At 59.6% G+C, this 24,397-nt stretch carries 23 protein-coding genes and 1 pseudogene; 9 read left to right on the forward strand and 15 right to left on the reverse strand.

Going from position 1 to position 24,397, the window contains the following annotated elements:
- Positions 1-4 precede the first annotated feature (4 nt).
- The 4 genes from HF682_RS05515 (at position 5) to HF682_RS05530 (ending at position 2,289) form a co-directional block, all read left to right on the forward strand.
- The gene (locus HF682_RS05515) at positions 5-304 is read left to right on the forward strand and encodes a YciI family protein (protein ID WP_168876217.1); all 300 of its coding nucleotides are present in this window, start codon (positions 5-7) and stop codon (positions 302-304) included.
- Positions 301-564, forward strand: coding sequence for a BolA family protein (locus tag HF682_RS05520; RefSeq protein ID WP_205881908.1), 264 nt, complete (start codon positions 301-303; stop codon positions 562-564). The genes HF682_RS05515 and HF682_RS05520 overlap by 4 nt, the downstream gene beginning before the upstream one ends.
- 78 nt (positions 565-642) lie before the next feature.
- The gene (locus HF682_RS17940) at positions 643-1,431 is read left to right on the forward strand and encodes a peptidylprolyl isomerase (RefSeq protein ID WP_205881909.1); all 789 of its coding nucleotides are present in this window, start codon (positions 643-645) and stop codon (positions 1,429-1,431) included.
- Between the two features lie 63 nt (positions 1,432-1,494).
- Positions 1,495-2,289: a peptidylprolyl isomerase gene (locus tag HF682_RS05530; RefSeq protein WP_168876218.1), complete on the forward strand. Its 795-nt coding sequence runs from the start codon at positions 1,495-1,497 to the stop codon at positions 2,287-2,289.
- Positions 2,290-2,496: 207 nt separating this feature from the next.
- On the opposite strand, the gene HF682_RS05535 is transcribed toward HF682_RS05530, so the two are convergent.
- Positions 2,497-2,985: an Lrp/AsnC ligand binding domain-containing protein gene (locus tag HF682_RS05535; protein ID WP_168876219.1), complete on the reverse strand. Its 489-nt coding sequence runs from the start codon at positions 2,983-2,985 to the stop codon at positions 2,497-2,499.
- A gap of 149 nt (positions 2,986-3,134) precedes the next feature.
- Here HF682_RS05535 and HF682_RS05540 point away from each other — a divergent pair.
- From HF682_RS05540 to HF682_RS05550, 3 genes and pseudogenes are all read left to right on the forward strand, one after another.
- Positions 3,135-4,445: pseudogene (locus HF682_RS05540) on the forward strand (D-amino acid dehydrogenase); the annotation flags it as partial.
- Between the two features lie 67 nt (positions 4,446-4,512).
- A complete protein-coding gene (gene alr, locus HF682_RS05545; protein WP_168876221.1) occupies positions 4,513-5,595 on the forward strand; it encodes an alanine racemase in 1,083 nt (360 codons plus the stop codon).
- 126 nt (positions 5,596-5,721) lie between these two features.
- Positions 5,722-6,483 (forward strand): transporter substrate-binding domain-containing protein, encoded by a 762-nt coding sequence (locus HF682_RS05550; RefSeq protein ID WP_168876222.1) that lies wholly within the window; start codon positions 5,722-5,724, stop codon positions 6,481-6,483.
- Between the two features lie 79 nt (positions 6,484-6,562).
- Here HF682_RS05550 and rpsT read toward each other — a convergent pair whose 3' ends face one another.
- Positions 6,563-6,835: a 30S ribosomal protein S20 gene (rpsT, locus tag HF682_RS05555; protein ID WP_168876223.1), complete on the reverse strand. Its 273-nt coding sequence runs from the start codon at positions 6,833-6,835 to the stop codon at positions 6,563-6,565.
- A gap of 212 nt (positions 6,836-7,047) precedes the next feature.
- Between rpsT and murJ the strand changes: the two genes are divergently transcribed.
- Entirely contained in the window at positions 7,048-8,595 is a 1,548-nt protein-coding gene (gene murJ / locus HF682_RS05560; protein WP_168876923.1) for a murein biosynthesis integral membrane protein MurJ, read from the forward strand.
- A gap of 57 nt (positions 8,596-8,652) precedes the next feature.
- On the opposite strand, the gene HF682_RS05565 is transcribed toward murJ, so the two are convergent.
- The 3 genes from HF682_RS05565 to HF682_RS05575 form a co-directional block, all read right to left on the reverse strand.
- Positions 8,653-10,338: a cyclic-di-GMP receptor FimW-related protein gene (locus tag HF682_RS05565; protein ID WP_168876224.1), complete on the reverse strand. Its 1,686-nt coding sequence runs from the start codon at positions 10,336-10,338 to the stop codon at positions 8,653-8,655.
- Positions 10,339-10,356: 18 nt separating this feature from the next.
- Complete coding sequence (locus tag HF682_RS05570; protein ID WP_168876225.1) at positions 10,357-10,719, reverse strand: SpoIIAA family protein; 363 nt, start codon at positions 10,717-10,719, stop codon at positions 10,357-10,359.
- Between the two features lie 131 nt (positions 10,720-10,850).
- On the reverse strand, positions 10,851-11,732 hold the full coding sequence (locus tag HF682_RS05575; RefSeq protein ID WP_308418699.1) for a DMT family transporter: 882 nt from the start codon (positions 11,730-11,732) through the stop codon (positions 10,851-10,853).
- Positions 11,733-11,933: 201 nt separating this feature from the next.
- On the opposite strand from HF682_RS05575, the gene HF682_RS05580 reads away from it, so the two are divergent.
- Positions 11,934-12,194 (forward strand): hypothetical protein, encoded by a 261-nt coding sequence (locus HF682_RS05580; RefSeq protein WP_168876226.1) that lies wholly within the window; start codon positions 11,934-11,936, stop codon positions 12,192-12,194.
- Positions 12,195-12,237: 43 nt separating this feature from the next.
- On the opposite strand, the gene HF682_RS05585 is transcribed toward HF682_RS05580, so the two are convergent.
- The 10 genes from HF682_RS05585 to HF682_RS05630 all read right to left on the reverse strand — a co-directional run bounded on the left by HF682_RS05585 (position 12,238) and on the right by HF682_RS05630 (position 24,380).
- The gene (locus HF682_RS05585; protein ID WP_168876227.1) at positions 12,238-13,062 is read right to left on the reverse strand and encodes a hypothetical protein; all 825 of its coding nucleotides are present in this window, start codon (positions 13,060-13,062) and stop codon (positions 12,238-12,240) included.
- A gap of 263 nt (positions 13,063-13,325) precedes the next feature.
- Positions 13,326-14,435, reverse strand: a complete 1,110-nt coding sequence (locus tag HF682_RS05590; protein WP_168876228.1) for an aromatic ring-hydroxylating oxygenase subunit alpha — start codon at positions 14,433-14,435, stop codon at positions 13,326-13,328.
- A 230-nt stretch (positions 14,436-14,665) separates the two neighbouring features.
- The gene (locus HF682_RS05595; protein WP_168876229.1) at positions 14,666-15,967 is read right to left on the reverse strand and encodes an NAD(P)/FAD-dependent oxidoreductase; all 1,302 of its coding nucleotides are present in this window, start codon (positions 15,965-15,967) and stop codon (positions 14,666-14,668) included.
- Positions 15,968-16,053: 86 nt separating this feature from the next.
- Positions 16,054-16,899, reverse strand: a complete 846-nt coding sequence (locus HF682_RS05600; RefSeq protein ID WP_205881910.1) for an ABC transporter permease subunit — start codon at positions 16,897-16,899, stop codon at positions 16,054-16,056.
- A gap of 11 nt (positions 16,900-16,910) precedes the next feature.
- Positions 16,911-17,864: an ABC transporter permease gene (locus HF682_RS05605; protein WP_168876231.1), complete on the reverse strand. Its 954-nt coding sequence runs from the start codon at positions 17,862-17,864 to the stop codon at positions 16,911-16,913.
- The gene (locus HF682_RS05610) at positions 17,861-18,979 is read right to left on the reverse strand and encodes an ABC transporter ATP-binding protein (protein ID WP_168876232.1); all 1,119 of its coding nucleotides are present in this window, start codon (positions 18,977-18,979) and stop codon (positions 17,861-17,863) included. The genes HF682_RS05605 and HF682_RS05610 overlap by 4 nt, the downstream gene beginning before the upstream one ends.
- Before the next feature lie 104 nt (positions 18,980-19,083).
- A complete protein-coding gene (locus tag HF682_RS05615; RefSeq protein ID WP_168876233.1) occupies positions 19,084-20,178 on the reverse strand; it encodes a polyamine ABC transporter substrate-binding protein in 1,095 nt (364 codons plus the stop codon).
- A 97-nt stretch (positions 20,179-20,275) separates the two neighbouring features.
- Positions 20,276-21,376, reverse strand: coding sequence for a polyamine ABC transporter substrate-binding protein (locus HF682_RS05620; protein ID WP_240947051.1), 1,101 nt, complete (start codon positions 21,374-21,376; stop codon positions 20,276-20,278).
- A gap of 194 nt (positions 21,377-21,570) precedes the next feature.
- On the reverse strand, positions 21,571-22,992 hold the full coding sequence (locus HF682_RS05625) for an aspartate aminotransferase family protein (protein ID WP_168876234.1): 1,422 nt from the start codon (positions 22,990-22,992) through the stop codon (positions 21,571-21,573).
- A gap of 59 nt (positions 22,993-23,051) precedes the next feature.
- Positions 23,052-24,380 carry a glutamine synthetase family protein gene (locus HF682_RS05630; RefSeq protein WP_168876235.1) on the reverse strand — a complete coding sequence of 443 codons (1,329 nt, stop codon included), beginning with the start codon at positions 24,378-24,380 and terminating at the stop codon, positions 23,052-23,054.
- Positions 24,381-24,397 lie beyond the last annotated feature (17 nt).

Raw genomic sequence — 24,397 nt, forward strand, 5'->3', positions numbered from 1 at the left:
CACCATGTTGTATTGCCTGTTCGGCGAAGACCGCCCCGATGCCCTCGCCACCCGCCTGCAAGTTCGCCCTGCCCACCTGGCGCGGCTGGAGGCGCTGCGGGATGCGGGGCGTTTGGTTCTCGCCGGCCCCTGCCCGGCGATTGACAGCCCCGACCCCGGCCCCGCCGGGTTCAGTGGCAGCCTGATTGTGGCCGAATTCGCCAGTCTGGCGGACGCCGAAGCCTGGCTGGCGGCCGACCCCTATGTTACCGAAGGGGTATTTGCCATTACCGAAGTACGTCCGTTCAAGAAAGTGCTGCCTTGAGCGACATCGAGGCGCTGTTTGCCGAGCGGCTGGCGCCGCTGCAGCCCAGCCATATCGAGCTGGTGGATGAGAGCGGTGAGCACATCGGCCATGCTGGCAATACCGGGGGCGGGCACTATTGGCTCACCGTGGTGTCAGAGTCGTTTCGCGGGCAGAGCCGACTGGCCCGGCACCGGCTGGTGCTGACCCAGTTCAGTGACCTGATTCCGGGCACCATTCATGCCCTCAGCATTGCAGCCTATGCCCCGGATGAGTTATAAGGGCAGTTTGTCCTGACGGTTACACCCCCGTATCGGGTGCGGAAAACATTCTGGATTTGTTAGATGGAGAGCAAGCTCATGCGTAAAACTGTTCTGGCACTGGCCTTGGCCGCTGGTGTCGCCACCTTGGCGCACGCCGCCGGTTTCAAGGTCAACGGCGTCATGGTGCCGGAAGCCCGGATGGAAGCCATGGTCAAGGAAATGGTCAAGCGTGGCCAGCCTGATACGCCAGAGCTGCGCGCCCAGGTGAAGGACAACCTGATTCTGGTGGAAGCCATGGCCCAGCGCGGTGCCGCCGCCGGTCTGGACAAGGATGCCAACTACCAGACCCAGGTGGAGCTGACCCGCCTGAACCTGCTGGCCAACGCCTATGTCACCGACTACATGGCCAAGAACCCGGTATCGGATGCGGTGCTCAAGGCTGAGTACGACAAGGTCAAGCCGGACCTGGAAAAGGAAGCCGCTGCAGCAGGCGCACAGTACAAGGCTCGCCACATCCTGGTGAAGGACGAGAAGGCTGCCAAGGGCCTGCTGGCTGAACTGAAGAAGGGTGGCAACTTTGCCGAGCTGGCCAAGAAGAACTCCATCGACACCGGCAGCGCGCAAAACGGTGGCCTGCTGGATTACGCCGCACCGGGCAACTACGTGAAGCCGTTTGCCGACGCGCTGGTCAAGCTGAAGAAAGGCCAGTACAGCCAGGAAGTGGTCAAGACTCAGTTCGGTTTCCACCTGATCCTGGTGGAAGACATCCAGGCCGCCAAGGTGCCGACGCTGGAAGAAGTCAAGCCGCAGCTGCAACAGCAACTGCAACAGCAGCAATTGCAAAACCTGCTGGAAGAAGTCAAGAAGTCGGCCAAGGTCGAGTAATACAAACAGGCCGGTGCAGCCCGACTACAGCGATGCACCGGCTTGCAAGGGAGAACCACACGAATGCGCAAGCTCGCACTGGCCTTGGCCCTGTCACTGGGCGGCCTTACCGCCCTGCAGGCAGAAACCCTGAAGGTGAACGGTTATACCGTGTCCGAGTCGCTGTTTAATGCCACGTTGCAACAGATGATCGAAAGCGGGCAGGAAGACAGCCCTGCCCTGCGCAAGCAAGTGCGCGAACGCCTGATCCTGTCGGTTGTTCTGGCCCAGCGTGCACAAGCCGCCCAGCTGGACAAGCAGGTTGACCTCCAGCAGCAACTGGTGCTGGTCGAGCGCATGCAACTGTCCGATGCCTATCTGCGCAACCATATTGCCAAGCTGACCATTGACCAGAAGTCACTGCAAGCGGAGTACGACGCACAGAAGCCCGCGCTCGCCAAAATGATGTCCAGCATGCCAGCACAATGGAAACTGCGCCATATCATGGTGGACAACGCCAAGGATGCGGGCGAGCTGCTGCAAAAGCTGCGCAAGGGGGCCAACTTTGCCGAGCTGGCCAAGCTGTACTCCAGGGCCCCGGAAGCCAAGAGCGGTGGCCTGCTGGTCAATCAGCCGGAAGCGTTTGCCGAGCTGTTTGGCAAGGACGGCATGGCCGCCCTGAGCAAGCTACCCAAAGGCAAGGTGTACGACAAGCCGCTGAAAACCCAGTACGGCTACCATGTGGTGCTGATGGAAGACGTCAGTGCTGCACGCGCCCCGACCCTGCAGGATTTCCGCCCGCAGCTGGAAGCCCGGCTGAAGCAGAAGCGCATTGAGCAACTGCTGGACGAGATTCACAAAAGCACCAAGGTCGAATAAGAACCTGTTTATGGCCTCGCGAGCGGGGGTGAGACAAGGCGAAAACGACTGAGGACGCGGGGTTTACTCGATGTAAATGGGCATTCCAAAGCTGTTTTCAACGCCGTATCGCCGTCGCGCAGCAGACTAGAAACAGGTTCCAAGCACGACGACCGTGCAGCTTCACCACATGCCCGGCCTTGGCCGGGCATGTTCATTTCAAGCGCCTCAGTCGGCAATCGGCAGCGCCAGACTCTCCTTGACCTCTTCCATCACCACATAGCTCTTCGACTCGGTGGCCCCCGGCAGCTTGAGCAGGATGTCACCCAGCAGCTTGCGGTATTGCGTCATCTCACCGATGCGCGCCTTGATCAGGTAGTCAAAGTCGCCCGAGACCAGGTGGCATTCCATCACCTGTGGCAATTTCAGCACCTCGCGGCGAAACTCCTCAAACAGATCGCCCGATTTGGCAGCCAGCCGGATCTCCACGAACACCAGCAAGCTCCCGCCCAGCGCCTTGGGGTTCAGCCGTGCATAGTAACCTGTAATCACCCCTTCCCGCTCCATGCGGCGTACCCGCTCGGCACACGGCGTGGTGGAGAGCCCCACCTGCTCGGCCAATTCCGTCATGGCAATGCGCCCGTTTTGCTGCAGGATGCGCAAGATCTTGCGGTCCAGCTTGTCTAACTCGCGTATGGTTTGCTGCCTTGTTCGCATGGCACACTGCCCAATCTGTATTTATCTAACATTTTAACTACAAAATAGAAAAACTACAGTGAATAAAACTGCAATCATTTCACTATACTGCGCAAAATTCGTGACCTCCATCAAGGAGGCATAGGCGGCCCTGGTGCCGCACGCTCAGTGATCAGGAGACAGCAATGCGGGTTGTGGTTTTGGGCAGTGGCATCATCGGCGTCAGTACCGCCTACTATCTGGCGCGCAATGGCATGGAAGTGACCGTGGTGGATCGCCAGAGCGGCCCGGCACTGGAAACCAGCTTTGCCAACGCCGGTCAGATTTCGCCGGGCTACGCCGCACCGTGGGCCGCGCCAGGCGTGCCGCTCAAGGCGCTGAAGTGGCTGTTCCAGAAGCACGCTCCGCTGTCGATCCGCCCGGATGGCAGCCTGTGGCAATGGCAATGGCTTGCGCGCATGCTGGCCAACTGCACGGCTGCACGCTATGACATCAACAAGGAACGCATGATGCGGCTGGCCGAATACAGCCGCGACGTGATTCGCCAGCTGCGGCAGGACACCGGCATCGCTTATGAAGGTCGCAGCCAGGGCACGCTGCAGGTGTTCCGTAGCCAGGCTCAGCTGGATGCTGTCGGCAAGGATATTGCTGTGCTGGAACGCTGTGGCGTACCTTATGAATTGCTGGACCGTGATGGCTGCGTGCGCGCCGAACCGGCCCTGGACCGCAACCAGATTGTGGGCGGCCTGCGCCTGCCGAACGATGAAACCGGCGACTGCGCGCTGTTCACGCTGGAGCTGGCCAAGGCCGCCGAAGCGCTGGGTGTCACCTTCCGCTATAACCAGCCGATCGACCGCCTGCTGGTGGATGGTGAGCGCATTACCGGCGTGCAACTGGGGCAGGAACGCCTGCAAGCTGATCACTATGTGGTGGCGCTGGGCAGCTATTCGACCCCTTTCCTGCAGCAGGTTGACCTGCCGATTCCGGTCTACCCAGTCAAGGGTTACTCGCTGACCATCCCGATCACCGATGCCAGCCGCGCACCGACTTCCACCGTGCTGGATGAAACCTTCAAAGTAGCAGTCACCCGCTTTGACAACCGCATCCGCGTGGGTGGCATGGCGGAACTGGCCGGTTTCGACCTGGGCCTGAACCCGCGCCGCCGTGCCACACTGGAAATGGTGGTGGACAGCCTCTACCCCGGTAGCGGTGACCTGCCCGCAGCCACCTTCTGGACCGGCCTGCGTCCGATGACCCCGGACGGCACCCCGATCATTGGCGGCACCCGCTACCGCAACCTGTCGCTGAATACCGGCCACGGTACGCTGGGCTGGACCATGGGCTGCGGCTCGGGCAAGCTGCTGGCCGATGTATTGGCCCAGCGCCAGCCGGACATCCGCACCGATGGCCTGTCGATCGCCCGCTATGGCGCGCCGGTACAATCTGCTCACTGGCAAGCGGAACCCGCCGTCGCCCGCTGAGTCCAAGCCAGCCGATGCCTTTCTTATCCGGCACACCCGCAGGGTGTGCCCAGCCGGACCTTTGCCGATGAGCCGCCCTGCTATTGCCGACATCCATCTGGATCACCTGCGCCACAACTACCAACTGGCGCGCCGCGTACACGGTCACCGCGTATTGGCCGCGCTCAAGGCCAATGCCTACGGCCATGGTGCAGTGCCCTGCGCACAGGCGCTGAGCGGACTGGCCGATGGCTTTGGCGTCGCCGCCATTGAAGAAGCACTGGAACTGCGTGCCGCAGGCATCACCGCCCCCATCCTGCTGCTGGAAGGCTTCTTTGATGCCAGCGAGCTACCACTGATTGCACAGCACAAGCTGTGGCTGACCGTGCACCACCGCTGGCAAGTGGACGCCCTGCTGGCGGCAGAACTCAGCCAACCGTTACACGTTTGGCTGAAGCTGGACAGCGGCATGCACCGCGTCGGGCTGGACCCGCAAGAATACCGTGCCGCCCATGCGGCACTGCTGGCTTCCGGCAAGGTGTCAGAGATGGTCTTGATGAGTCACTTTGCCCGCGCCGATGAGCTGGATGCCGAAGCCACTCGCCAGCAACTGGCGCTATTCCAACAGTGTACCGAGGGCCTGAGCGGCGCACGTAGCCTGGCCAATTCACCCGGCCTGATGGGCTGGCCCGCCGCACACAGCGACTGGGGACGCGCGGGCATCATGCTGTATGGCAGCACCCCCTTCCCCCAGTCCCACCCGATCGCCAACGACCTCAAACCCGTGATGCGGCTCAGCAGCAAGGTGATTGGTGTGCGCGAACTGGCTGCCAATGAGCCCATTGGCTATGGTGGGGCTACCCTGACCAGCCGCCCCTCTCGTATCGGCGTGGTGGCGCTGGGCTATGCGGATGGCTACCCGCGTATTGCCCGCAACGGTACCCCTGTCGCCATTGATGGTCAGCACTCGCAATTACTGGGCCGCGTCTCCATGGACATGCTCACCGTGGACCTGACCGATCTGCCCGCTTGCGGGCTAGGCAGCGAGGTAGAGCTGTGGGGGCCGACAGTTCGCGTTGAACAGGTCGCAGCCTCTGCCCAGACCATTTCCTATGAAATCCTCTGCAATGTGAAACGGGCACACTTCCGTTATCACGGCGGGAAGGCCTGAGCTGCCTGCTTCTCCGCGTCATACCACGATGATGTTTCGCATGTGTGACGGGCATGAACTACAATACCGGCTGCAGGCATTGACCTGTCGGCCACGTAGCCGCCCAAAGACACATAGGACTGACACATGCAAAAACTCACCCCCCTGCTGCTCACCTGTCTGCTGCTACCCCTGACAGGCCAGGCCCGTGACCTCAAGGTCGGCCTGCAAGGTGATTACCCCCCGTTTGACTATGAAGTGAAAGGTCAACTGACGGGCTTTAATGTGGATATTGCCAATGCCGTTTGCCGCGAGCTGAAAGCCCGCTGCGTGTTTGTCAAAACGACATGGGCCGATCTGATTCCCGGTATTGAATCCGGCAAGCTGGATGCAGTCATCGCCTCGATGTCGATCACCGAGGAGCGCAAAAAGCGGGTCGCCTTCTCCGACAAGTACAGCCAGATCCCCGGCAGCTTTGTCAGCCGCAAGAAGCGCATCCTCAGCACCTATATCACCCCGCAAGATCTGGCGGGCATGAAGATTGGCGTGCAAGCCAAGACCACCTTTGCCAACCTGATCCAGGCCCGCTTTGCCGCCAGCAACAAGGTGACGGAGTTTGAAGGCACCAAGGAAATGTATGAGGCCATGCGGGCAGGCGAAGTCGACGTGGTGCTGGACGATATGGTGGCCGCCTATGAGGGTTTCCTGAAGAAACCGGAAGGTGCGAGCTATGAGCTGGTGGGCTCGCCGATTCGCGACCGCAAGTATCTGGGCGTCGGGGAAGGGGTGGCGGTCAACCTGAAAAACACCGCGCTACTGGCGGAAGTCAATGCCGCGCTGAAGAACATTCAGAGCAGTGGCGAATACCAGCAGATCATGAAAAAGTACTTCCAGTTCAATATCTATTGATCACAGACCGCCCTTCCGGGCGGGCTGCACAATAAAAAAGCCACCGCATGCGGTGGCTTTTTTCGGAGCAGTAACCTGCTCAGGCAGCAACTGCCATTGCCTTGATGGCAGCGGACAGGCGGCTCTTGTAACGGGATGCCGTGTTCTTGTGGACAATGTTCTTGTCCGCAATACGGTCGATCACGCTCATCGAAGCCTGGAACACACCTTGAGCAGCAGCCTTGTCACCTGCGTCGATGGCCTTGCGCACCTTCTTCACGGCCGTGCGCAGCATGGAACGCTGGCTTGCATTGTGCTGGCGAGCTTGTTCGGCCTGACGCGCACGCTTACGGGCCTGGGCGCTATTTGCCATGGAAACTCCTTAAAATTCGCTTGTAGTAAGTGGTACGGAACAATTGGGGGACTATACGGTTTTCTCGCCCAAAAAGCAAGTTTCGCGTATGATTTGCTGCCAACGAACCTCCACCGGGCGCAGCGAGAATACAACACCTGCTCCAAGGTGTGTTCCCGCCCCTGAATGCCAACGCCCCAGCCTCGGTCTGCTGACTCATGTCCAATAAATCCTTGAACCTGTTGCGTACCGTTTTTACCGTCAGTGGCATGACCCTGATCTCCCGCATCCTCGGTCTGGTACGTGATGCCGCCATTGCCCGAATTTTTGGTGTCAGCGCGGCAACCGATGCGTTCTGGACTGCATTCAAGATTCCCAACCTGCTGCGCCGCACCTTTGCCGAAGGTGCCTTCTCGCAAGCTTTTGTCCCGGTACTGGCCGAATACCGCCGCAACCGCAGCGAAGCGGAAACCCGTACCTTGCTCGATCATGTCACCGGCGTGCTGGGGCTGACCTTGCTGATCGTCACTGTGCTGGGCGTACTGGCCGCCCCCTGGGTGGTGTGGCTGACGGCCTCCGGCTTTACCGCTACGCCAGACCGCTTTGAGCTAACCGTCACCCTGCTGCGCTGGCTGTTTCCCTATATCCTGCTGATCTCGCTGACCTCACTGGCCAGCAGCATCCTCAACGCCTACAACCAGTTTTCCATTCCGGCCTTCACCCCTACCCTGCTGAATGTCGCGATGATTGTGGCCACCGTGTTTGTCGCTCCCTACATCAGCAAACCCATTCTGGCGCTGGCGATAGGCGTACTGCTTGGCGGTATACTGCAGCTGGGTTTTCAGCTGCCCTGGCTGATGAAGCTAGGCATGTTGCCGCGTCCGATCCCCTCTTGGAAAGACCCCGCAGTCCGCCGTATCCTCAAGCTGATGGGCCCCGCCATCTTCGGCGTGTCCATTGCCCAGATCAGCCTGCTGATCAATACCCTGTTTGCATCCTACCTGCCCAGTGGCAGCGTCACCTGGATGTTTAACGCCGAGCGGCTGATGGAATTGCCCAATGGCCTGCTGGGCGTCGCACTCGGGACCGTCTTGCTGCCTTCGCTGTCGCGCCATGCCGCAGGCAAGGATGAAACCGCTTACAGCGCCCTGCTGGACTGGGGCTTGCGCCTGTCGCTGCTGCTGGCGCTCCCCGCCGCAGTGGGTCTCACTTTGCTGGCAGCCCCGCTGCTGGGCACCTTGTACTTGGGCGGACGCTACACCTGGCACGATGTGATGATGACCGAACCGGCGCTGATGGCTTACGCCTTTGGCATCATTGGCTTCATCATGGTCAAGGTACTCGCTCCCGGTTTCTATGCCCGGCAAAATATCAAGACGCCGGTCAAGATCGGCATTGCCGTGCTGGTCACCACCCAGCTGCTCAATCTGGGACTGATGCTGCCCTTCGCCCGCTGGGGCTATGGCCATGTCGGGCTGGCGATTGCATTGAGTCTGGGCTCCTGCATGAACGCGGGTCTCTTGCTGTACTACCTGCTGCGCGGCGGCAGCTACCAGCCTGCCACGGGCTGGCTGCGCTTTCTGCTGAAACTGGTATGTGCCTGCGTGGTCATGGCAGGCGTGTTGTGGCTGCTGCGCGGGTCTCATGATACCTGGCGCCATGGCCACACCCTGACCAAGGCCGGGCATTTGCTGCTGCTGGTGTGTGCCGGTGGCCTCAGCTACTTTGCCACCCTGTTTGCGCTCGGTTTCCGCTTGCGCGATTTCCGCCGTCGCGAGTAAGCCCCAATAACAAGGGCGGCACGCAGCCGCCCTTGTCGATCCCGATCTTGGCTGCGTTCAGCCACCTATGGCAGAGCGCACCTCTGCCCACACCCAGTCCAGCCCCTTTTCGATCACCCGGAGCAGGGTCACCGGGTAAGTTTTGCCTTCCAGATGCAGGTCCAGCTGCTTGCCCACGGCAAAGTCTTCCGCTTGCAGGATCAGGCTGCGGGTGGGTTGCCCGTCAATGCCGATATCGACATAAATCACCGGTTTGGGGGCACGCACATCAACGGCGATCACCCCCTCACGCCCGGCATGCGGAACATGGTGGGCCTGGTCTTCCCGATAGGTTGCCACCAGCGGGTCCAGCCCCAGTACCTGGATGCCGACGTAGAACTGCTTGTTCTCACGCAGCTGCACCCGCCGCAACAGGGCAACGTGCCAGTTATCGTCATCATCAATCCGCACCGCCAACAGACCGCCCGGTCGCAGGTCATCACCTTCACGGGTGAACGGCAGCACGGCACCAAAGCCGCCCGCACTTTCGTTTTGTACCAGCCATGATTCAAACGGAATGTCTTCCTTGGCGGCTTCAACGCTCAGCCGGGTTGCCGCCGCCTGCTTCTCGCGGGTTCGCTGCGACACAAAGCCATACAAACGCATGTCCAGCATCTCGTCGTAGTCCACATCGACGGTCTGCGGCCCACCTTGCTGGGCAATATTGTCTGACTTGATCAGCGCAGCCACCCGCTTGAAGCCCAGCGCCACATCCAGCAGCTTGTTGACCTGCTTGCGCTCGGTATCACGCTTCTTGGCGGCAACGGTATTGGCCCAGTAGCCATAGAGCTGATTCAATAACTCTTGGGCACCCGGCAAGCGGATGCTGTCCGGCATGTCGGCACGCGCGGTTTCGCCGTTGCGCAAGGCCTGCCGAACGGCATCGACCTGCTGCAGCAGCTCGCGACTGTCGATATAGCGAACGCTGCTGCTCTCCTGCGCCTCCGCAATCCGCTCCGCACCCTCCGACTTGCCCAGATCCACCGCATAGTGATGCCGCTCGGCGACAAAGCGCCGATCCAGACCAATGCCCTTGCTCCACACATGCAGCCACTGGTCAACCATGTCCAGCTGGCGGACCCCGAAGCCGCTGGCGCTGACGGTGCCCAGCAGCAGCAGTTGCAGGTATTCATCGGTGCAGGAGCTGACATCGGGGGCCACATTCGGATACAGCGTCACCGGCAGGGCTTCAATATCGGCCATCTCCGCCAAGCGCTGCATCTGGTGAGCGGTCAGCCAATGCGGTGCTGGCAAAGGCTCAAAGCGAAAATAGCGCCATTTGGCGAGTACCGCCACATAGCGCAGCACCAGCACCAGCAGCAAGGCACGCGAGGCCGGTGTCTGCTCTTCATAGCGCTCAGCCTGGATCAGCCGCAACAGTACCCGGATTTGTGTTTCAGCAAAGCGATGAATGGCATTCCACGCTGCCTCTTCCATCGGCTTTGGCATGCGTGGGTTCTGCACATAGTGCTCACGCACAAAGCGGAAGGCGGGTGAGAGCTGTTCATCCAGCCACAGGATGGCGGCCTCATGACCCGCATCCACCTCCGGCAAGGGCTGGTCCGGGGCGACCAAGGCCACATAGCGCGCCAGCCGTGCCGGGGCATCCACCTCCGCCAGCCCTTTGAACCAAGAGGCGGCACCTGCAGCCGAGGTCAGCGGCCCACCGCCTCCGCCCAACAAGGATTTCAGTTTTCCCAGCATGTCATCCGGTTCCTGGGGTCAGACCAGCTCATCGTCACTGCTGGTCACCCATGCTTTGGCTTCATCATAATCGGAAAAGATGGCCAGATTGGTTGGCACCAGCAGGCTTTGCATGCCTGCCAGCCAATTGAGCCACTGGTTGTCGCTGACCATGGCAATCCGGCCAAAATTCGGGGCATTCTCGCGGGTGAAGCGTAATTCTTCCCAAACCACATCCACGCTGTAGCCCAGCATGTCGCGAAAATCGAACAGCAGGTTGGCCACCCCTTTGAACTTCACGCTGTAGCGGACGTGGTCTTCAAACTGCTTGTAATCGTCCAGCGTAAACTGGCCGAGCACGGCAGCGACTACCAAGTCATCTTCTTGCTGGATGGAGATCATAGCAGCCTCCTTTGGGCGGTTATCCACGCCTGGGCGCGTGTCAGTTTAACTGTAGCAGAGCCTGAATGGCACACCGTCAACAGAATGTTACATTTCACCGACGATTTGCCCAGCCATGCGCGCCCTGCCCTTCAGTCCTCCCGCGAACCCAGCACGCTGAGCACCCCGCTCCCCACCACCAGCAGCATGCCCAGGCCCGACCACAGGTCCAGACCATTACCCCAGATGCACCAGCCCAGCAGGGCCGAAAGCAGCACCGTTGCGTAGGAGAGGCTCGCCACCACCAGCGTCTTGCCCTGTCGATAGGCGTGTGTCAGCGCAGTCTGCCCCAAGGTGCCGGTGGCCCCCAGGCCCAGCAGGATCAGAGCCCCACGGGCATCAATGGTATGGAAATGGTCAAACAGCATCAGCCCGCCTGCGGCCAGTGTGGCGGTCAGGGTGAAATAGAACACCACCCGCCAGCCGGGCTCCCCCAGTTTGCCCAAAGTCTTCACATTCACATACGCCAGTGCCGCCAGCAAACCGGACAGCAGCCCCACCAGCGCGGCAGACAGGTTCTGGCTGGAGAAGGTGGGTTTGAGCAGGCTGACCACCCCGAGGAAACCCAGCCCGATGGCCAGCAGCACCGGCAGCGGCGGCCGCTTGCGGTACACCACAACGGTGAGCAGGGCCAGAAACAGGGCCGAGGTGTATTGCAAGGTGCTGGCGGTGGCCAGCGGCAGGCGGGACAGGGTATAGAACGAGGTCATCAGTGCAGCAGTCCCAGCCAGCGAGCGCTGCACATGGGCGCGCACATACTGGGTGCGCAGACTCTGCTTGCGCCACACAATCAGCGCGTACACCATCAACAAGCTCAGTAAGGAACGGTAGAACACCAGCTCCGCCGCCGAGAAATGATGCTCACTGCCCAGCTTGACCAACGCCCCCATACCGGCGAACCCCAGCGACGCCAGCAACATCCAGAGCGCCCCGCGCTGCGTAGCCCCCAAATCCAACCATGAACGGTGCTGCACGTGAATGACCTTGTTGGCAGAAAGCGAATCATTATAGGCTGGCCAGCGTAGGTGCTCCCGGTACAGTCTGGCACAATGTAAACCATGACAGCGCAAACAGCGCAGGCCTGAGCTGGATAGTTCGGGCAGAACAGCGCGGAGTGGAACCCTTGGGGGACCGCACAGTCTGAACCCACACACCAGACCGCGACAGGCTACCCGATGAAACGTATCAGCTTCCTGCTGGGTGCCGTAGCTGGCATCTTGTTTGCACTCTGGAATGCGCTGGTCAGCTGGGCCGATACGGCTGAGCTGGATGCCCATGTCGGCCTCACCAGCCTCAGCTGGCCCGCCCTCAGCCTCACCGCAGCCGTCTATGCCATCCTGGGGGGAGGGGCAGCCCTGCTGGTCACTCTGCTGCTACGGCAGCTCCGCTCGCGCTGGGTCAAGCGCAAGCAGACGAAGCCATCTGACCCGTATTAGCTGGGGCGGCGCAATGCCCTTCGGTTATTGCGCCCTACGCGGGCTACTTCCAGTTATAATTTGATACATGTGCTTGTTCAACATACCCAACCAAACCTCGGTAGTATGGGATAAGCAGGTCAATTTCACGGGAAAAAAGTCGAAAGCTACTCTTCAAGCGCACGACCCCGAATAAATCTATTGTACTTTCGATATGCTTCCCATTATAAGAGCCGTCTTCTAGGCGGGCAGCTGCCAAATCATACTTGAATCGTAAATAGACATCCTCAGCAGCATGCCCATCTGTTAAAAATCTTCGGTCTATTTTATAATATCGACTTGTCTCGTAGTTATTCTTCGCAGCCAAGCCGCTTTCACGCAAACACTCATAAATTCCAGATGCGCGCCTCCAGCATTGCTTACTCTCTGAATATGCTTTCTTAAAAAGATCCTTATAAGAATCCCCATTGAGATTTCGCTGTGGAATAGCATCGTACTGATGAACTCCTGTCGACTCTGTAACAAAATCCCGTCCTGCTATTTTCTTGAACAGCGTCTCTTCAAAAGAGTATATATAAGGCACTGAAACAAATCGGATGGGATTTCCATAACATCCCTTCGGCTCCCTCGGGTCCGGCGCTGGTAGATATTTACCCTTTTGCCAATCATTCATAAAATCATCAACAGGGTAGATCGGCTCATCTGCTTTATACTTAAAGCGGAATACCTGATCCGCTGCTGCCCAGTAGATGAAACCTTTGTCACCCGTTCTGCAGTTTCTCGGATCAATTGCCAATACTCCTGGCGCGGGGGGAGAAATCTTTATATTGGCTTTTACAGGGCAAGTTAGGATCAGTGACATTAATAAAACACATACCGCCCTCTTCATGCCATTTTCTCCGCTGAGAATTTATAATCACGAAAATAACGTGAATAATTTATTGCTGATATACTGCCCTTCCAAATACATTAATAAGTTCAAGCATGCCTCCGGCAGTAATTAGGTACACGTGCCGCCACCACACAATCAATCAAGCCGCGATAATATGCAACAATAAAGAAAATTTCTTTCGGAAAGAGGCAAAAATCATTTAGGGTACGACTGCATATAAAACACGAGGCCGTGATCTACCGCCTCGTGCCAGCTGCCGCTCACACCCGGATATCCCCCATCTGCCGCCGCAGCCATTCGTGAAAATGGCGCATGCCGTCTTCCATTGGTGACTGGTAGGGGCCGACTTCATTGTCGCCACGCAGGTAGAGGGCGCGGCGGCCTTCGTGCATGCGCTCGCAGATGTCGTCGTCCTCTTTGGCGGTTTCAAAGTAGGCGGCTTGCTCGGCGGCCATCAATTCGGGCTCGAACAGCACCACTTCTTCCGGGTAGTAGAACTCGGTGAGCACGGTGCAGTGCTCCGGGCCTTTCGGCAGCACGGCACTGACCACCAGGGTGTGCGGATACCACTCGATCATCAGATTGGGGTAGTAGGTCAGCCAGATGGCACCGTACTTCGGGGTTTGCCCCTGGTTGAAGCCCAGCGCCTGCTCGTGCCAGGCACGGTATACCGCTGAGCCGGGCCGGGCGAGGTCGTTCTTTGGCCCCACCGTCTGCACACTGTAGTGCTCGCCAAATTCCCAGCGCAGGTCGGCACAGTTGACGAACTGCCCGAGGCCAGGATGGAAAGGGTCGACGTGGTAGTCTTCCAGATAGACCTCGATGAAGGTCTTCCAGTTGAAGGCGTACTCGGTGGTTTCAACCCGCGCCAGATGAAAATCGCTCAGGTCCAGATCGGCCTTGCAGCCCAGTCGCGCCAGATCATCTGCCACCGCACGGTTCTGCCCGAACAGCAGGCCATTCCACTCCTGCAGCTCGGTCTTGCCGAGGTGCAGGCAGGGGTTGCCGGGAAAGTGGGGTGCACCCAGCAGCTGGCCATCGTGGTCGTAGGTCCAGCGATGCAGCGGGCAGACCACGTTCGGGCTATTGCCGCGCCCGCGCAGCATCAGCGCCTGGCGGTGTCGGCAAACGTTGGAAAGCAGGTGAAAGCCGCCTTCCGGGCGGTGCACCAGCATCTTGCCATGGTCCATCCAGCCCAGCGTGTAGTAATCGCCGGGGTTGGCCACCATGCTGCGGTGACCATAGTACTGGGGACCATTCTGAAACAGGCGCTGTTGCTCCTGCTCGTAGAACGTGGCATCAAAATAGGTATAAACAGGAAGTTGCGAGCCAAATGCTTGCAGCTGCGCAGCATGCGCCAAGTCGGACATAAACCAAGACCCCCAGAGTTCGAAGGACCAGCCGTGTCTCGCCAGCGAGAAAGGGCGGAAGTGTTAATGAGCAAATAAATAAAAGAGGGCGGATTGTGGCCCAAATCCGCCCCCGGGGCAAGCCCTTTTATCAATCAAATAAGGGACTTAGCCTGTACGATTGACCCTGCTCAAGCCGGGCGTTCGGCCGGGGCCATGGGGATGCCCTCCCCCGCCCCGCCGGTCCAACCTCACAGGTAATCCTTGAGGCGGTAATACATCATGGCCAGCACCAGTGCCGGGGTGCGCAGCAGCTTGCCGCCGGGGAAATCATGGTGCTTGAGCTTGCCGTAAAGATCAAAGCGCTCGGACTGCCCGGCAATGGCTTCCGCCATCAGTTCCCCTGCCAGACCAGTGATGTTGACCCCATGTCCGGAGAAGCCCTGTGCAAAATACACGGTGGGCGTCAGGCGGCCAAAGTGTGGGGCCCGGCTCATGGTGATGTCGACAAAGCCGCCCCAGGCATGGGTCACCTTCACGTCCGCCAGCTGCGGGAACACCTTGAGCATGTCGGCCCGCATGGCTTCCGCCAGATTGTACGGCTGGAAGGTGGAGTAGCTGACCTTGCCGCCCCACAGCATGCGGTGATCCGAAGTACGACGGAAATAATCCAGCACGAAGCGGCTGTCGCAAATCGCCACATTGGAGGGGATCAGCGCCTGGGCACGTTCCTCGCCCAGCGGTTCGGTGGCGATCACATAGGTGCCGACTGGCATGATCTTGGCCCGCAGCTTTGGCGCCAGCTTGTCCAGATAGGCATTGCAGGCCAGCACCACGTGCCCGGCATCGACTTCGCCCTCTGCGGTCTTGACTGTGTGGCGGCCACTGGCCTGGGGCGACAAGGTGAGATCCGTCACCATGCTGTGCTCAAACAACTGCGCACCAGCGGCTTCCGCCGCGCGTGCCAGACCCAGCGTGTAATTGAGCGGGTGCAGGTGGCCGCTGTCCGGGTCGTACAGGCCCCCCACATAGCGGCTGGACTGGATATGCTCGCCCATCTGCCCGGCTTCGACATAACGAAAATCGTGGTAACCATAGCGGTCCGCCGCTTCCTGCTGCCAGTCTTTCAGCTCCGCTACATGGCGAGGCTTGTTGGCGGCGGTGAGGTAGCCCAAGGTCAGGTCACAGTCGATCTGGTGCCGTGCGACCCGCTGCTTGATGATCTCCAGCGAGTACTGCCCCATTTGCCACATGCGCTGCACATCAGCATCCGGCATGTCCTTGGCGAAGGTATCCATGCCGCAGGCAAAACCATAGATCATCTGGCCGCCATTACGACCACTGGCGGCCCAGCCAACCCGAGCGGCTTCCAGTACCACCACCGAGTAGCCTCGCTCGGCGAGGTTGAGTGCAGTTGAGATCCCGGTCAGCCCGGCACCAATCACACAGACATCGGCCTTGAGCTTTCCCTGCAGACGTGGACGGGTCTGACGGTCGTTGGCCGTGGCTGCGTACCAGGAGTCAATATGCTCCTGACTGGCAATGTCAAACATGAGCGCCCCCTTCCCTGCCAATCTACTGCAGGGTGACGGTATACAAGATGGAAGTTCAGCCCCCGCGGGTCAGCGGGGGCTTCAGGTCAGTGAGACTGGCCGCTTGCAGCCATGGCGGCAGCAATCGCCTGCTCGCGGCGCTTCTGCGCGCGCCACATCACCCGGTTGGCCACAATCACCGCAATCGACACCAGCACCACGATTACGGTGGCCAACGCATTGATTTCCGGTTTCAGACCGTGGTGCAGGCGGGCAAACACCAGCACCGGCAAGGTGGTGGCGCCCGGATCACTCAGCATGGAGGACAGCACGAAGTCATCCATCGACAGGGTGAAGGACAGCAACCAGCCGGACACCAGCGCCGGGGCGATGACCGGGATGGTGATCAGGAAGAACACCTTGAACGGGTGACACCCCAGATCCATCGCCGCGTCTTCCAGCGAGCGGTCCATTTCCCGCAGACGGGACTGCACCAGCACTGCCACATAGGCGGTACACAGGGTGGTGTGTGCGGCCCAGATGGCGGTCACCCCGCGCCCGGCCAGCCACGGCAGCAAGTCGTTCATGGTCTGGTTGGTAAACAGCAACACCAGCGACAGGCCCACAATCACCTCCGGCATCACCATCGGCGCCGTGGTCATGCCGGCAAAGAAGCCGCTGCCGGCATAGCGCTTGAAGCGTGCCAGCACCAGACCCGACAAGGTGCCCAGCACCACCGCAGCCGAAGCTGCCGCGATACCGATCTTCAGCGACAGTTTGACCGCCGACTGGATTTCGTCGTCATTCCACAGCTCAACATACCAGCGGGTGGAGAAGCCGGCAAACTGGGTGGTAATCTCGCCTCCGGTGAAAGAGAACACCATCAGGCAGAGGATAGGCAGATAGAGGAAGGCAAAGCCGAACAGCAAATAGCTGCGAGCGCCCCAACTCATGCGGTTACTCATCACTTGCCCTCCAGTTCACGCTGCTCATACTTGTGGAAGACCATGATGGGCACAATCAGCAACAACACCATCACCACTGCCACGGCAGACGCCATCGGCCAATCCTGGTTCGGACCGAAGTCTTCCCAGATCTTCTTGCCGATCATCAGCACATCGCCGCCCCCCAGCAGGTCCGGGATCACGAACTCACCCACCGCCGGGATGAACACCATCATCGAGCCGGCAATGATGCCGCCCATCGACAGCGGCAGCGTGATGGCCACAAAGGTCTTCCACGGTTTGGCACCCAGATCGCTGGCGGCTTCCAGCAGGCGGCCATCCAGCTTCACCAGATGCGAGAACAGCGGCAGCACCATGAAGGGCAGATAGCTGTACACCATGCCCACCAGCACCGCCCACTCGTTGTAGAGCAATTGCAGCGGCTCGTCGATCAGGTGCAGCCCCAGCAGCAGCTGGTTGATCAGCCCCACTTCGCTGCTGTCCAGCAGGCCCATCCAGGCAAATACCCGTAGCAGGAAGGATGTCCAGAATGGCAGCATCACCAGCATCAGCAGGGTATTGCGCGTGGCCTCGCCGGAACGGGCAATGTGATAGGCAAAGGGGTAACCAATCAGCAGGCAGAGAATGGTGGTCATCCCGGCCAGCTTGAGCGAATTCCAGTACGCGCGCAGGTACTGTGGATCGCTGTCTTCCTGCCCCAGGGTCTTCACCTCGGTGATCATGCGATCAAAACTGCTGGTGTCGGCCTTGAAGCTGACGTGCTTCTCCTCCCAGCTGCCCTGCACCGCCGATTTGTACGGCGGAATGCTGAGGTCCGAGGTGGAAAAGCTGACGTTGAGAATCAGCAAAAACGGTAACAGGAAAAAGAACAGCATCCACAACCACGGTATGCTGCCCACCCAGAAGGCGCCGCGCAGGAAAAACAGCGGCTTTTTGGCGGCTTTGGTTTTCATTGCGTCAGCACCACTCCGGCTTCATCACTCCACGACACCCAGACGGTGTCGCCCCAGGTTGGCGGCGTGCTGTCCTTCCAGTGCGAGGACGGCACGGTGGCCGTCACCACCCGGCCCGACGCCAGCTTGACATGGAAGATCGAGAAACTGCCAAGGTAGGCAATTTCACTGACCGTGCCTTGCGCCAGGTTGTGATTCTGGCCGGGCTGCTCGCGCGTCAGATGCACCCGCTCTGGCCGCACCGACACCCAGGCGTCCATCCCCATCGGCCCGGTGATGCCGTGGCCGATGTGCAGGTTTTGCGGCAGGTCTGCGGACTTGATTTCGCAGAAGGACGGCTCGTCCACCACCAGATTGCCCTTGAACAGGTTGGTCTCGCCAATAAACTCGGCGGTGAACCGGCAATTCGGGTGTTCGTAGATCTCGGTGGGTGAACCCACTTGCAACAGCTCCCCCTCCGACATCACGCCGATACGTCCGGCCATGGTCATCGCCTCCTCCTGATCGTGCGTCACCATGATGCAGGTGACGCCCACTTGCTCGATCAGGTTGACCAGTTCCAGCTGGGTCTGCTGGCGAATTTTCTTGTCCAGCGCGCCCAGCGGCTCATCCAGCAACAGCAGCTTCGGCTGCTTGGCCAGACTGCGCGCCAGTGCCACACGCTGCTGCTGGCCTCCGGAGAGCTGATGCGGCTTGCGATTGGCGTATTTGCGCATCTGCACCAAGTCCAGCATCTTGCTGACACGATCATTGATCTCGTCGCGGCTGGGCTTGGGGTTGTCCTGCTTCAGGCCAAAGGCAATGTTCTGCTCTACCGTCATGTGCGGGAACAGGGCATAGGACTGGAACATCATGTTGATCGGACGGCGGTAAGCCGGCACGCCCGTCATGTCCATGCCATCCAGGATGATGCGACCTTCGGTCGGCTGCTCAAAGCCCGCCAACATGCGCAGCAAAGTGGACTTGCCGCAACCCGAGCTGCCCAGCAGGGCAAAAATCTCGTTTTGCCGAATGTTCAGGTTGACGTTGCTGACCGCGGTGGTCGGGCCGAAGCGCTTGACCACCCCTTCAATACGCAAGTAATCAGGCTTGGCTTGTTTTTGTTCAGTCACCATCTGCTCCTTCTCTGGCCAGCTTCTCTGGCTGGCACCCCCCGGTGTAAACCAGGCATCACACGGTTATGGGCAGGGCGCACCCCTGCCCGCGACTTCATATTGAATTATTTGGCGGTCTTGAAGCGGTTAAATCCCAGCGTCAGCCGGCGCTGGTCTTCCTTGGGAATCACCTGTTTAGCCACCAGTTTGGCTTTGACATCGTCCGGAATGTTGAGGGCCGGATCACTCATCAGGGCTTTATCGGTCAAAGCAAGCGCTGCCTTGTTGGCACTCAGATAGAAGGTTTCGCCGGAAATCTGCGCGATCACCTTCGGGTCCATCATGCTGTTCAGCCACAGATTGGCCCCTTCCGGATGCTTGCCATCCTTGGGCAGCGCCATGGTATCAATCCACATCACGGTGCCCTTCTTCGGGATCAGGTATTGCACCTTGGCACCGGTCTTGGATTCTTCTGCACGCTTTTTGGCCTGATAGGCATCCCCACTGAACATGATCGCCACGCACAGCGAGCCCTTGGCCATCTGGTCGATCGGCGAGCTGTTGAAGGTGCGCACATTCTTGCGCACCTTGCTCAGCATCGCCACAGCGGCATTGACACTCTCGTCATCAAACTTGTTGGCATCCCGCCCCAGGTCGATCAGCGCCATCGGCACCAGATCGCTAGGCGAATCCATATAGGAAATGCCGCAGCCCTTCAGCTTGCTGGTCACTTCCGGGTTGAACACCAGATCCCAGGCATTGTCCGGCAGTTTACCGCCCAGTGCTTTCATCACCTTGTCGGTGTTGATGGCTACCGCAGTGGTACCCCACATATAGGGGATCAGGTACTGGTTACCCGGATCAGCCTTTTCCATGGCCTTGAGGATCAACGGGTCAATATTCTTCAGGTTCGGCAGCTTGCTTTTGTCCAGCTGACGGTAGATGCCGGCCTGGATCTGCTTGCCTGCAAATTCGACGCTCGGGTACACCACATCGTAGCCACTGTTACCGGTGAACAGCTTGGCTTGCAGGGTTTCATTGGCGTCGTACAGGTCGTATTTCAGTTTGTAACCGGTCGCCTTTTCAAAATCAACGATGGTGTTCTTGGCGACGTAGTCGTTCCAGTTGTATACGTTCAGCTTCTTTTCTTCTGCTGCCTGTGCAGACAATGCCAGCAGCAGGCCAAGCCCGGTCAGCGCACGGCTCAGTGTGTATTGCATGGTGTGGTCTCCTGTTGTCTCTTCTTCCGATGGTTTTACCAGCCGACCCTGACCTGTTCGTACCGCGGGCCACCGAAGTGGCCCGCGGGCGCTGCCTTTACTTGGCGGTCTTGAACTGATTGAAGGCAGTGCTCATATCACGCTGCACTTCCTTCGACAGCACGGGTTTGGCGCGCAACTTCTGCTTCATGGCGTCCGGCACATTGATGGTCGGATCGTCCGTCAGCTTCTTGTCCATCAGCGGCAGGGCCTGCTTGTTGGCGCTGATGTAGAAGGTTTCGTTGGAGATGACGGACACCACTTTCGGGTCCATCATGGTGTTGATCCAGGCATGGGCATTGCCCGGATGACCGGCATCCTTCGGGATGGCCAGCACATCGATCGACATCATGGCGCCGACCTTCGGGATGATGTACTTGATGTTGGCGCCGGACTTGGACTCTTGCGCCTTGTTCATGGCAATGTGGGCATCGCCGGAGAACATCATCGCCGCGCACAGCGAGCCCTTGGCCATCAGGTCAATCGGCGAGCTGTTGAAGGTACGGATGCTCTTGCGCGCTGGCTTGATCTTGTCGATGGCGGCTTTGATGTCCGCCGGGGCCATCTTGGCAGTGTCCTTGCCCGCGTAAACCATGGCGGCCGGCACCACGTCGCTCGCCTCATCCATCAGTGACACGCCGCAGCTGCTCAGCTTGGACACCACTTCCGGGTTGAACAGCAGATCCCATTCATTGTCCGGCAGCTTGCCACCCAGGGCCTTCTGCACCTTGTCGACATTGATGGCCACACCGGTGGTGAACCACATGTACGGGATTGCAAACTTGTTGCCCGGGTCCGCCGTTTCCATGGCCTTCAGGATCAGCGGGTCGATATTCTTCAGGTTCGGCAGCTTGCTCTTGTCCAGCGGCTGGAAGATGCCTGCCTGGATCTGCTTGCCGGCATACTCCAGGCTCGGGTACACCACATCGTAGCCGGATTTGCCAGTCAGCAGCTTGGCCTGCAGGGTGGCATTGCTGTCGTACAGGTCGTACTTCACCTTGTTGCCCGTTGCCTTTTCGAAGTTGGCAATGGTGTCCTTGGCGATGTAGTCGTTCCAGTTGTAGACGTTCAGTTTCTTTTCTTCAGCAGCATGTGCCATCACACTTGCCGCCATCGCTACCGCAACCAGCACCCGCTTCGGCGTAAACACCCGTTTCATACCACCCTCCAGTAAATAAAAGACGGATCGGGCACCGACAAACCGCTGACCCTCGCTCACGCAAGCAGCCAGGGGTTTGGCGGCGCCCCGTTGGCCCGCGCCAGTAGCGGACCAACGGGGGATTGTCGCTCGCTCCTTGTTGGAAGTCAAAGCAGTGAACTTATATTCAAGTCGACTGCTGTTGCATCACAGTATCAGAGCAGCCCCAGATCCTTGGCGGTCAGGTCCAGGCACAGTTTGGCTTTGCCAACCAGCTCGTCAATTTCCGCCTTGCTGATCACCAGCGGCGGCGACAGCAGCATGCGGTCACCGGTGGCGCGCATGATCAGGTTGTTGCGGAAGCAGTGGTCACGGCATTGCAGGCCGATATCGCCGCCATTGGCAAATCGCTTGCGCGTCTTGGCGTCTTCGGTGAGCTGCATGCCCGCCACCAGACCTGCACCGGCAATCTCGCCGATCAGCGGATGGCCGTCCAGCGCCTGACGCAGCGTGTCCTGGAAATAAGGGCCCGTAGCGTGCTTGACCTGATCAATCACCCCGCCCTCACGCAGCACACGGATGTTGGCCACAGCCACTGCCGCGGCCACTGGGTGGCCAGAGTAGGTCAGGCCATGGTTGAAGTCTCCACCGTCGATCAGCGCATCGGCAATACGGCGGTTGATGGCCACGGCCCCCATCGGCACATAACCGGAGGTCAGCCCCTTGGCCAGGGTCATGGTATCCGGCTCAAAGCCGAAGTGCTGATGGGCAAACCATTCGCCAGTACGGCCAAAGCCACCGATCACTTCGTCGGCACACAGCAGCACATCGTACTTGCGGCAGATGCGCTGGATTTCCGGCCAGTAGGTGGACGGCGGGAAGATCACGCCGCCTGCGCCCTGGAACGGCTCGCCAATGAAGGCTGCCACATTCTCGGCACCCAGCTCCAGAATCTTGGCTTCCAGTTCCTGGGCACGCTGCAGGCCGAACTGCTCCGGCGTCATGTCGCCACCCTCACCGAACCAGTAAGGCTGGTTGATGTGGACGATGTGTGAGACTTGCGACGGCATTTGCTCGTGCATGTAGCCCATGCCACCCAGCGAGGCACCGGCGATGGTGGAGCCGTGGTAGCCGTTCTTGCGGGAGATCACATATTTCTTGCCCGGCTTGCCGACCGATGCCCAGTACTGGTGCACCACGCGCAGTACGGTGTCGTTGCCTTCCGAACCGGAATTGCAATAGAAGAAGTGCTCGAAACCAGCCGGGGTCACTTCAGCCAGCAGTTGCGACAGCTCGATCACCGGCGGGTGGGTGGTCTTGAAGAAGGTGTTGTAGTACGGCAGCTCCAGGATCTGCTGATAAGCCGCTTCGGCCAGGTCCTTGCGCCCGTAGCCGACGTTGACACACCACAGGCCGGCCATGCCGTCGATGATCTTGTTACCGTCCGAGTCCCACAGGTAGACGCCTTCTGCCTTGGTAATCACCCGGCTGCCCACTTTGTTCAGCGAGCCCATGTCGGAGAACGGGTGGATGTGGTGGGCAGCGTCCAGTTGCTGCCATTCACGGGTCGCACGTGCGGCACGGGTCTGGGAAGCCACAGCGTGGGTGGCCGGGCGGGGATCGAAAACGTTACTCATAACAAACGCTCCATCAGGGGGAAGGGGGCCGTCGTGCGGCCCCCACGACAAAAGCAGTCTTAAACGTGCAGCAACAGGTGGCGGCGCTCCCACGAGCTGATCACGCGGAAGAAGGTCTCGTATTCGAGTTCCTTGGTCTGCAGGTAGGCATTCACAAACGGGCGGCCCAGCACATCGGCAATCGGCTCACACACCTGCATGCGGGTCATCGCTTCTTCCAGGTTACGCGGCAGCTCGTACGGCAGGTCATAACCATCGGTGGTCAGCGGCTCGGTCGGGATCAACCCTTCGGTCATGCCGAGGTAACCGCAGGCCAGCGTGGCCGCCATCGCCAGGTAGGGGTTGCAATCCACCCCTGCCACCCGGTTCTCGACCCGACGTGCAGCCGGGCTGGAGCTCGGCACGCGGATGCCCACGGTCCGGTTGTCGATGCCCCACTGCACATTGATCGGTGCAGCGGTAAAACGCGACAGGCGGCGGTAGGAGTTCACGAACGGGGCGAAGATCGGCATCATCGACGGCATGTAAGCTTGCAGACCAGCGATGTAATTGCGGAACAGCGGGGTTTCCTTGCCATCTTCGCCGGTAAAGATGTTCTTGCCGGTCTTCTCATCCACAATGCTCTGGTGCATGTGCATGGCGCTGCCCGGCTCATGCTCCATCGGCTTGGCCATGAAAGTGGCGTACATATTGTGGCGCAGCGCCGCTTCACGCACGGTGCGCTTGAACATGAACACACGGTCAGCCAGATCCAGTGCATCGCCATGCAGGAAGTTGATCTCCATCTGCGCGGCGCCCACTTCGTGGATCAGCGTATCAACTTCCAGCTCTTGCAGGTCGCAGTATTCGTAGATGTCTTCAAACAGCGGATCAAACTCGTTCACCGCTTCGATCGAGTAGGCCTGGCGACCGATCTCCGGGCGGCCAGTACGCCCCACCGGCGGCTGCAGCGGCAGGTCCGGGTCTTTGTTCATGTCGACCAGGTAGAACTCCAGCTCCGGTGCAATCACCGGCTTCCAGCCCTTTTCCTTGTACAGGTTCAGGATACGGCGCAGCACGTAGCGCGGCGAGATTTCCACCGGCGAGCCATCAAAATGCACGCAGTCGTGAATCACCTGCGCGGTCGGATCGACGGCCCACGGCACCAACCGGATGGTATCCGGGTCCGGGACGCAGATCATGTCCGGGTCGGTCGGGGCGGTAGCATCCTCCGGGTATTCCCCGGTCACCGTCTGTACCAGGACGGCTTGTGGCAGGCGCATGTTTTCACCGGCCTCAAACTTGCTGCGCGGAATGATCTTGCCGCGTGCAATGCCGGTGGTGTCCGGAACGGTACACTCCACCTCAGTGATGCGATGCTCTCGCAGGAATTCGGTAATGCGGTCCATGTCTCTTCTCTCTTCGG

The sequence above is a fragment of the Leeia aquatica genome (assembly GCF_012641365.1).
GTDB lineage: Bacteria > Pseudomonadota > Gammaproteobacteria > Burkholderiales > Leeiaceae > Leeia > Leeia aquatica.

Coding starts and splice junctions, on each gene's coding strand:
- HF682_RS05515 (WP_168876217.1), top strand. CDS start 5: ATGTTGTATTGCCTGTTCGGCGAAGACCGCCCCGATGCCCTCGCCACC.
- HF682_RS17940 (WP_205881909.1), top strand. CDS start 643: ATGCGTAAAACTGTTCTGGCACTGGCCTTGGCCGCTGGTGTCGCCACC.
- HF682_RS05530 (WP_168876218.1), top strand. CDS start 1,495: ATGCGCAAGCTCGCACTGGCCTTGGCCCTGTCACTGGGCGGCCTTACC.
- HF682_RS05535 (WP_168876219.1), bottom strand. CDS start 2,985: ATGCGAACAAGGCAGCAAACCATACGCGAGTTAGACAAGCTGGACCGC.
- alr (WP_168876221.1), top strand. CDS start 4,513: ATGAGCCGCCCTGCTATTGCCGACATCCATCTGGATCACCTGCGCCAC.
- HF682_RS05550 (WP_168876222.1), top strand. CDS start 5,722: ATGCAAAAACTCACCCCCCTGCTGCTCACCTGTCTGCTGCTACCCCTG.
- rpsT (WP_168876223.1), bottom strand. CDS start 6,835: ATGGCAAATAGCGCCCAGGCCCGTAAGCGTGCGCGTCAGGCCGAACAA.
- HF682_RS05565 (WP_168876224.1), bottom strand. CDS start 10,338: ATGCTGGGAAAACTGAAATCCTTGTTGGGCGGAGGCGGTGGGCCGCTG.
- HF682_RS05570 (WP_168876225.1), bottom strand. CDS start 10,719: ATGATCTCCATCCAGCAAGAAGATGACTTGGTAGTCGCTGCCGTGCTC.
- HF682_RS05580 (WP_168876226.1), top strand. CDS start 11,934: ATGAAACGTATCAGCTTCCTGCTGGGTGCCGTAGCTGGCATCTTGTTT.
- HF682_RS05585 (WP_168876227.1), bottom strand. CDS start 13,062: ATGAAGAGGGCGGTATGTGTTTTATTAATGTCACTGATCCTAACTTGC.
- HF682_RS05590 (WP_168876228.1), bottom strand. CDS start 14,435: ATGTCCGACTTGGCGCATGCTGCGCAGCTGCAAGCATTTGGCTCGCAA.
- HF682_RS05595 (WP_168876229.1), bottom strand. CDS start 15,967: ATGTTTGACATTGCCAGTCAGGAGCATATTGACTCCTGGTACGCAGCC.
- HF682_RS05600 (WP_205881910.1), bottom strand. CDS start 16,899: ATGAGTTGGGGCGCTCGCAGCTATTTGCTGTTCGGCTTTGCCTTCCTC.
- HF682_RS05605 (WP_168876231.1), bottom strand. CDS start 17,864: ATGAAAACCAAAGCCGCCAAAAAGCCGCTGTTTTTCCTGCGCGGCGCC.
- HF682_RS05610 (WP_168876232.1), bottom strand. CDS start 18,979: ATGGTGACTGAACAAAAACAAGCCAAGCCTGATTACTTGCGTATTGAA.
- HF682_RS05615 (WP_168876233.1), bottom strand. CDS start 20,178: ATGCAATACACACTGAGCCGTGCGCTGACCGGGCTTGGCCTGCTGCTG.
- HF682_RS05620 (WP_240947051.1), bottom strand. CDS start 21,376: ATGAAACGGGTGTTTACGCCGAAGCGGGTGCTGGTTGCGGTAGCGATG.
- HF682_RS05625 (WP_168876234.1), bottom strand. CDS start 22,992: ATGAGTAACGTTTTCGATCCCCGCCCGGCCACCCACGCTGTGGCTTCC.
- HF682_RS05630 (WP_168876235.1), bottom strand. CDS start 24,380: ATGGACCGCATTACCGAATTCCTGCGAGAGCATCGCATCACTGAGGTG.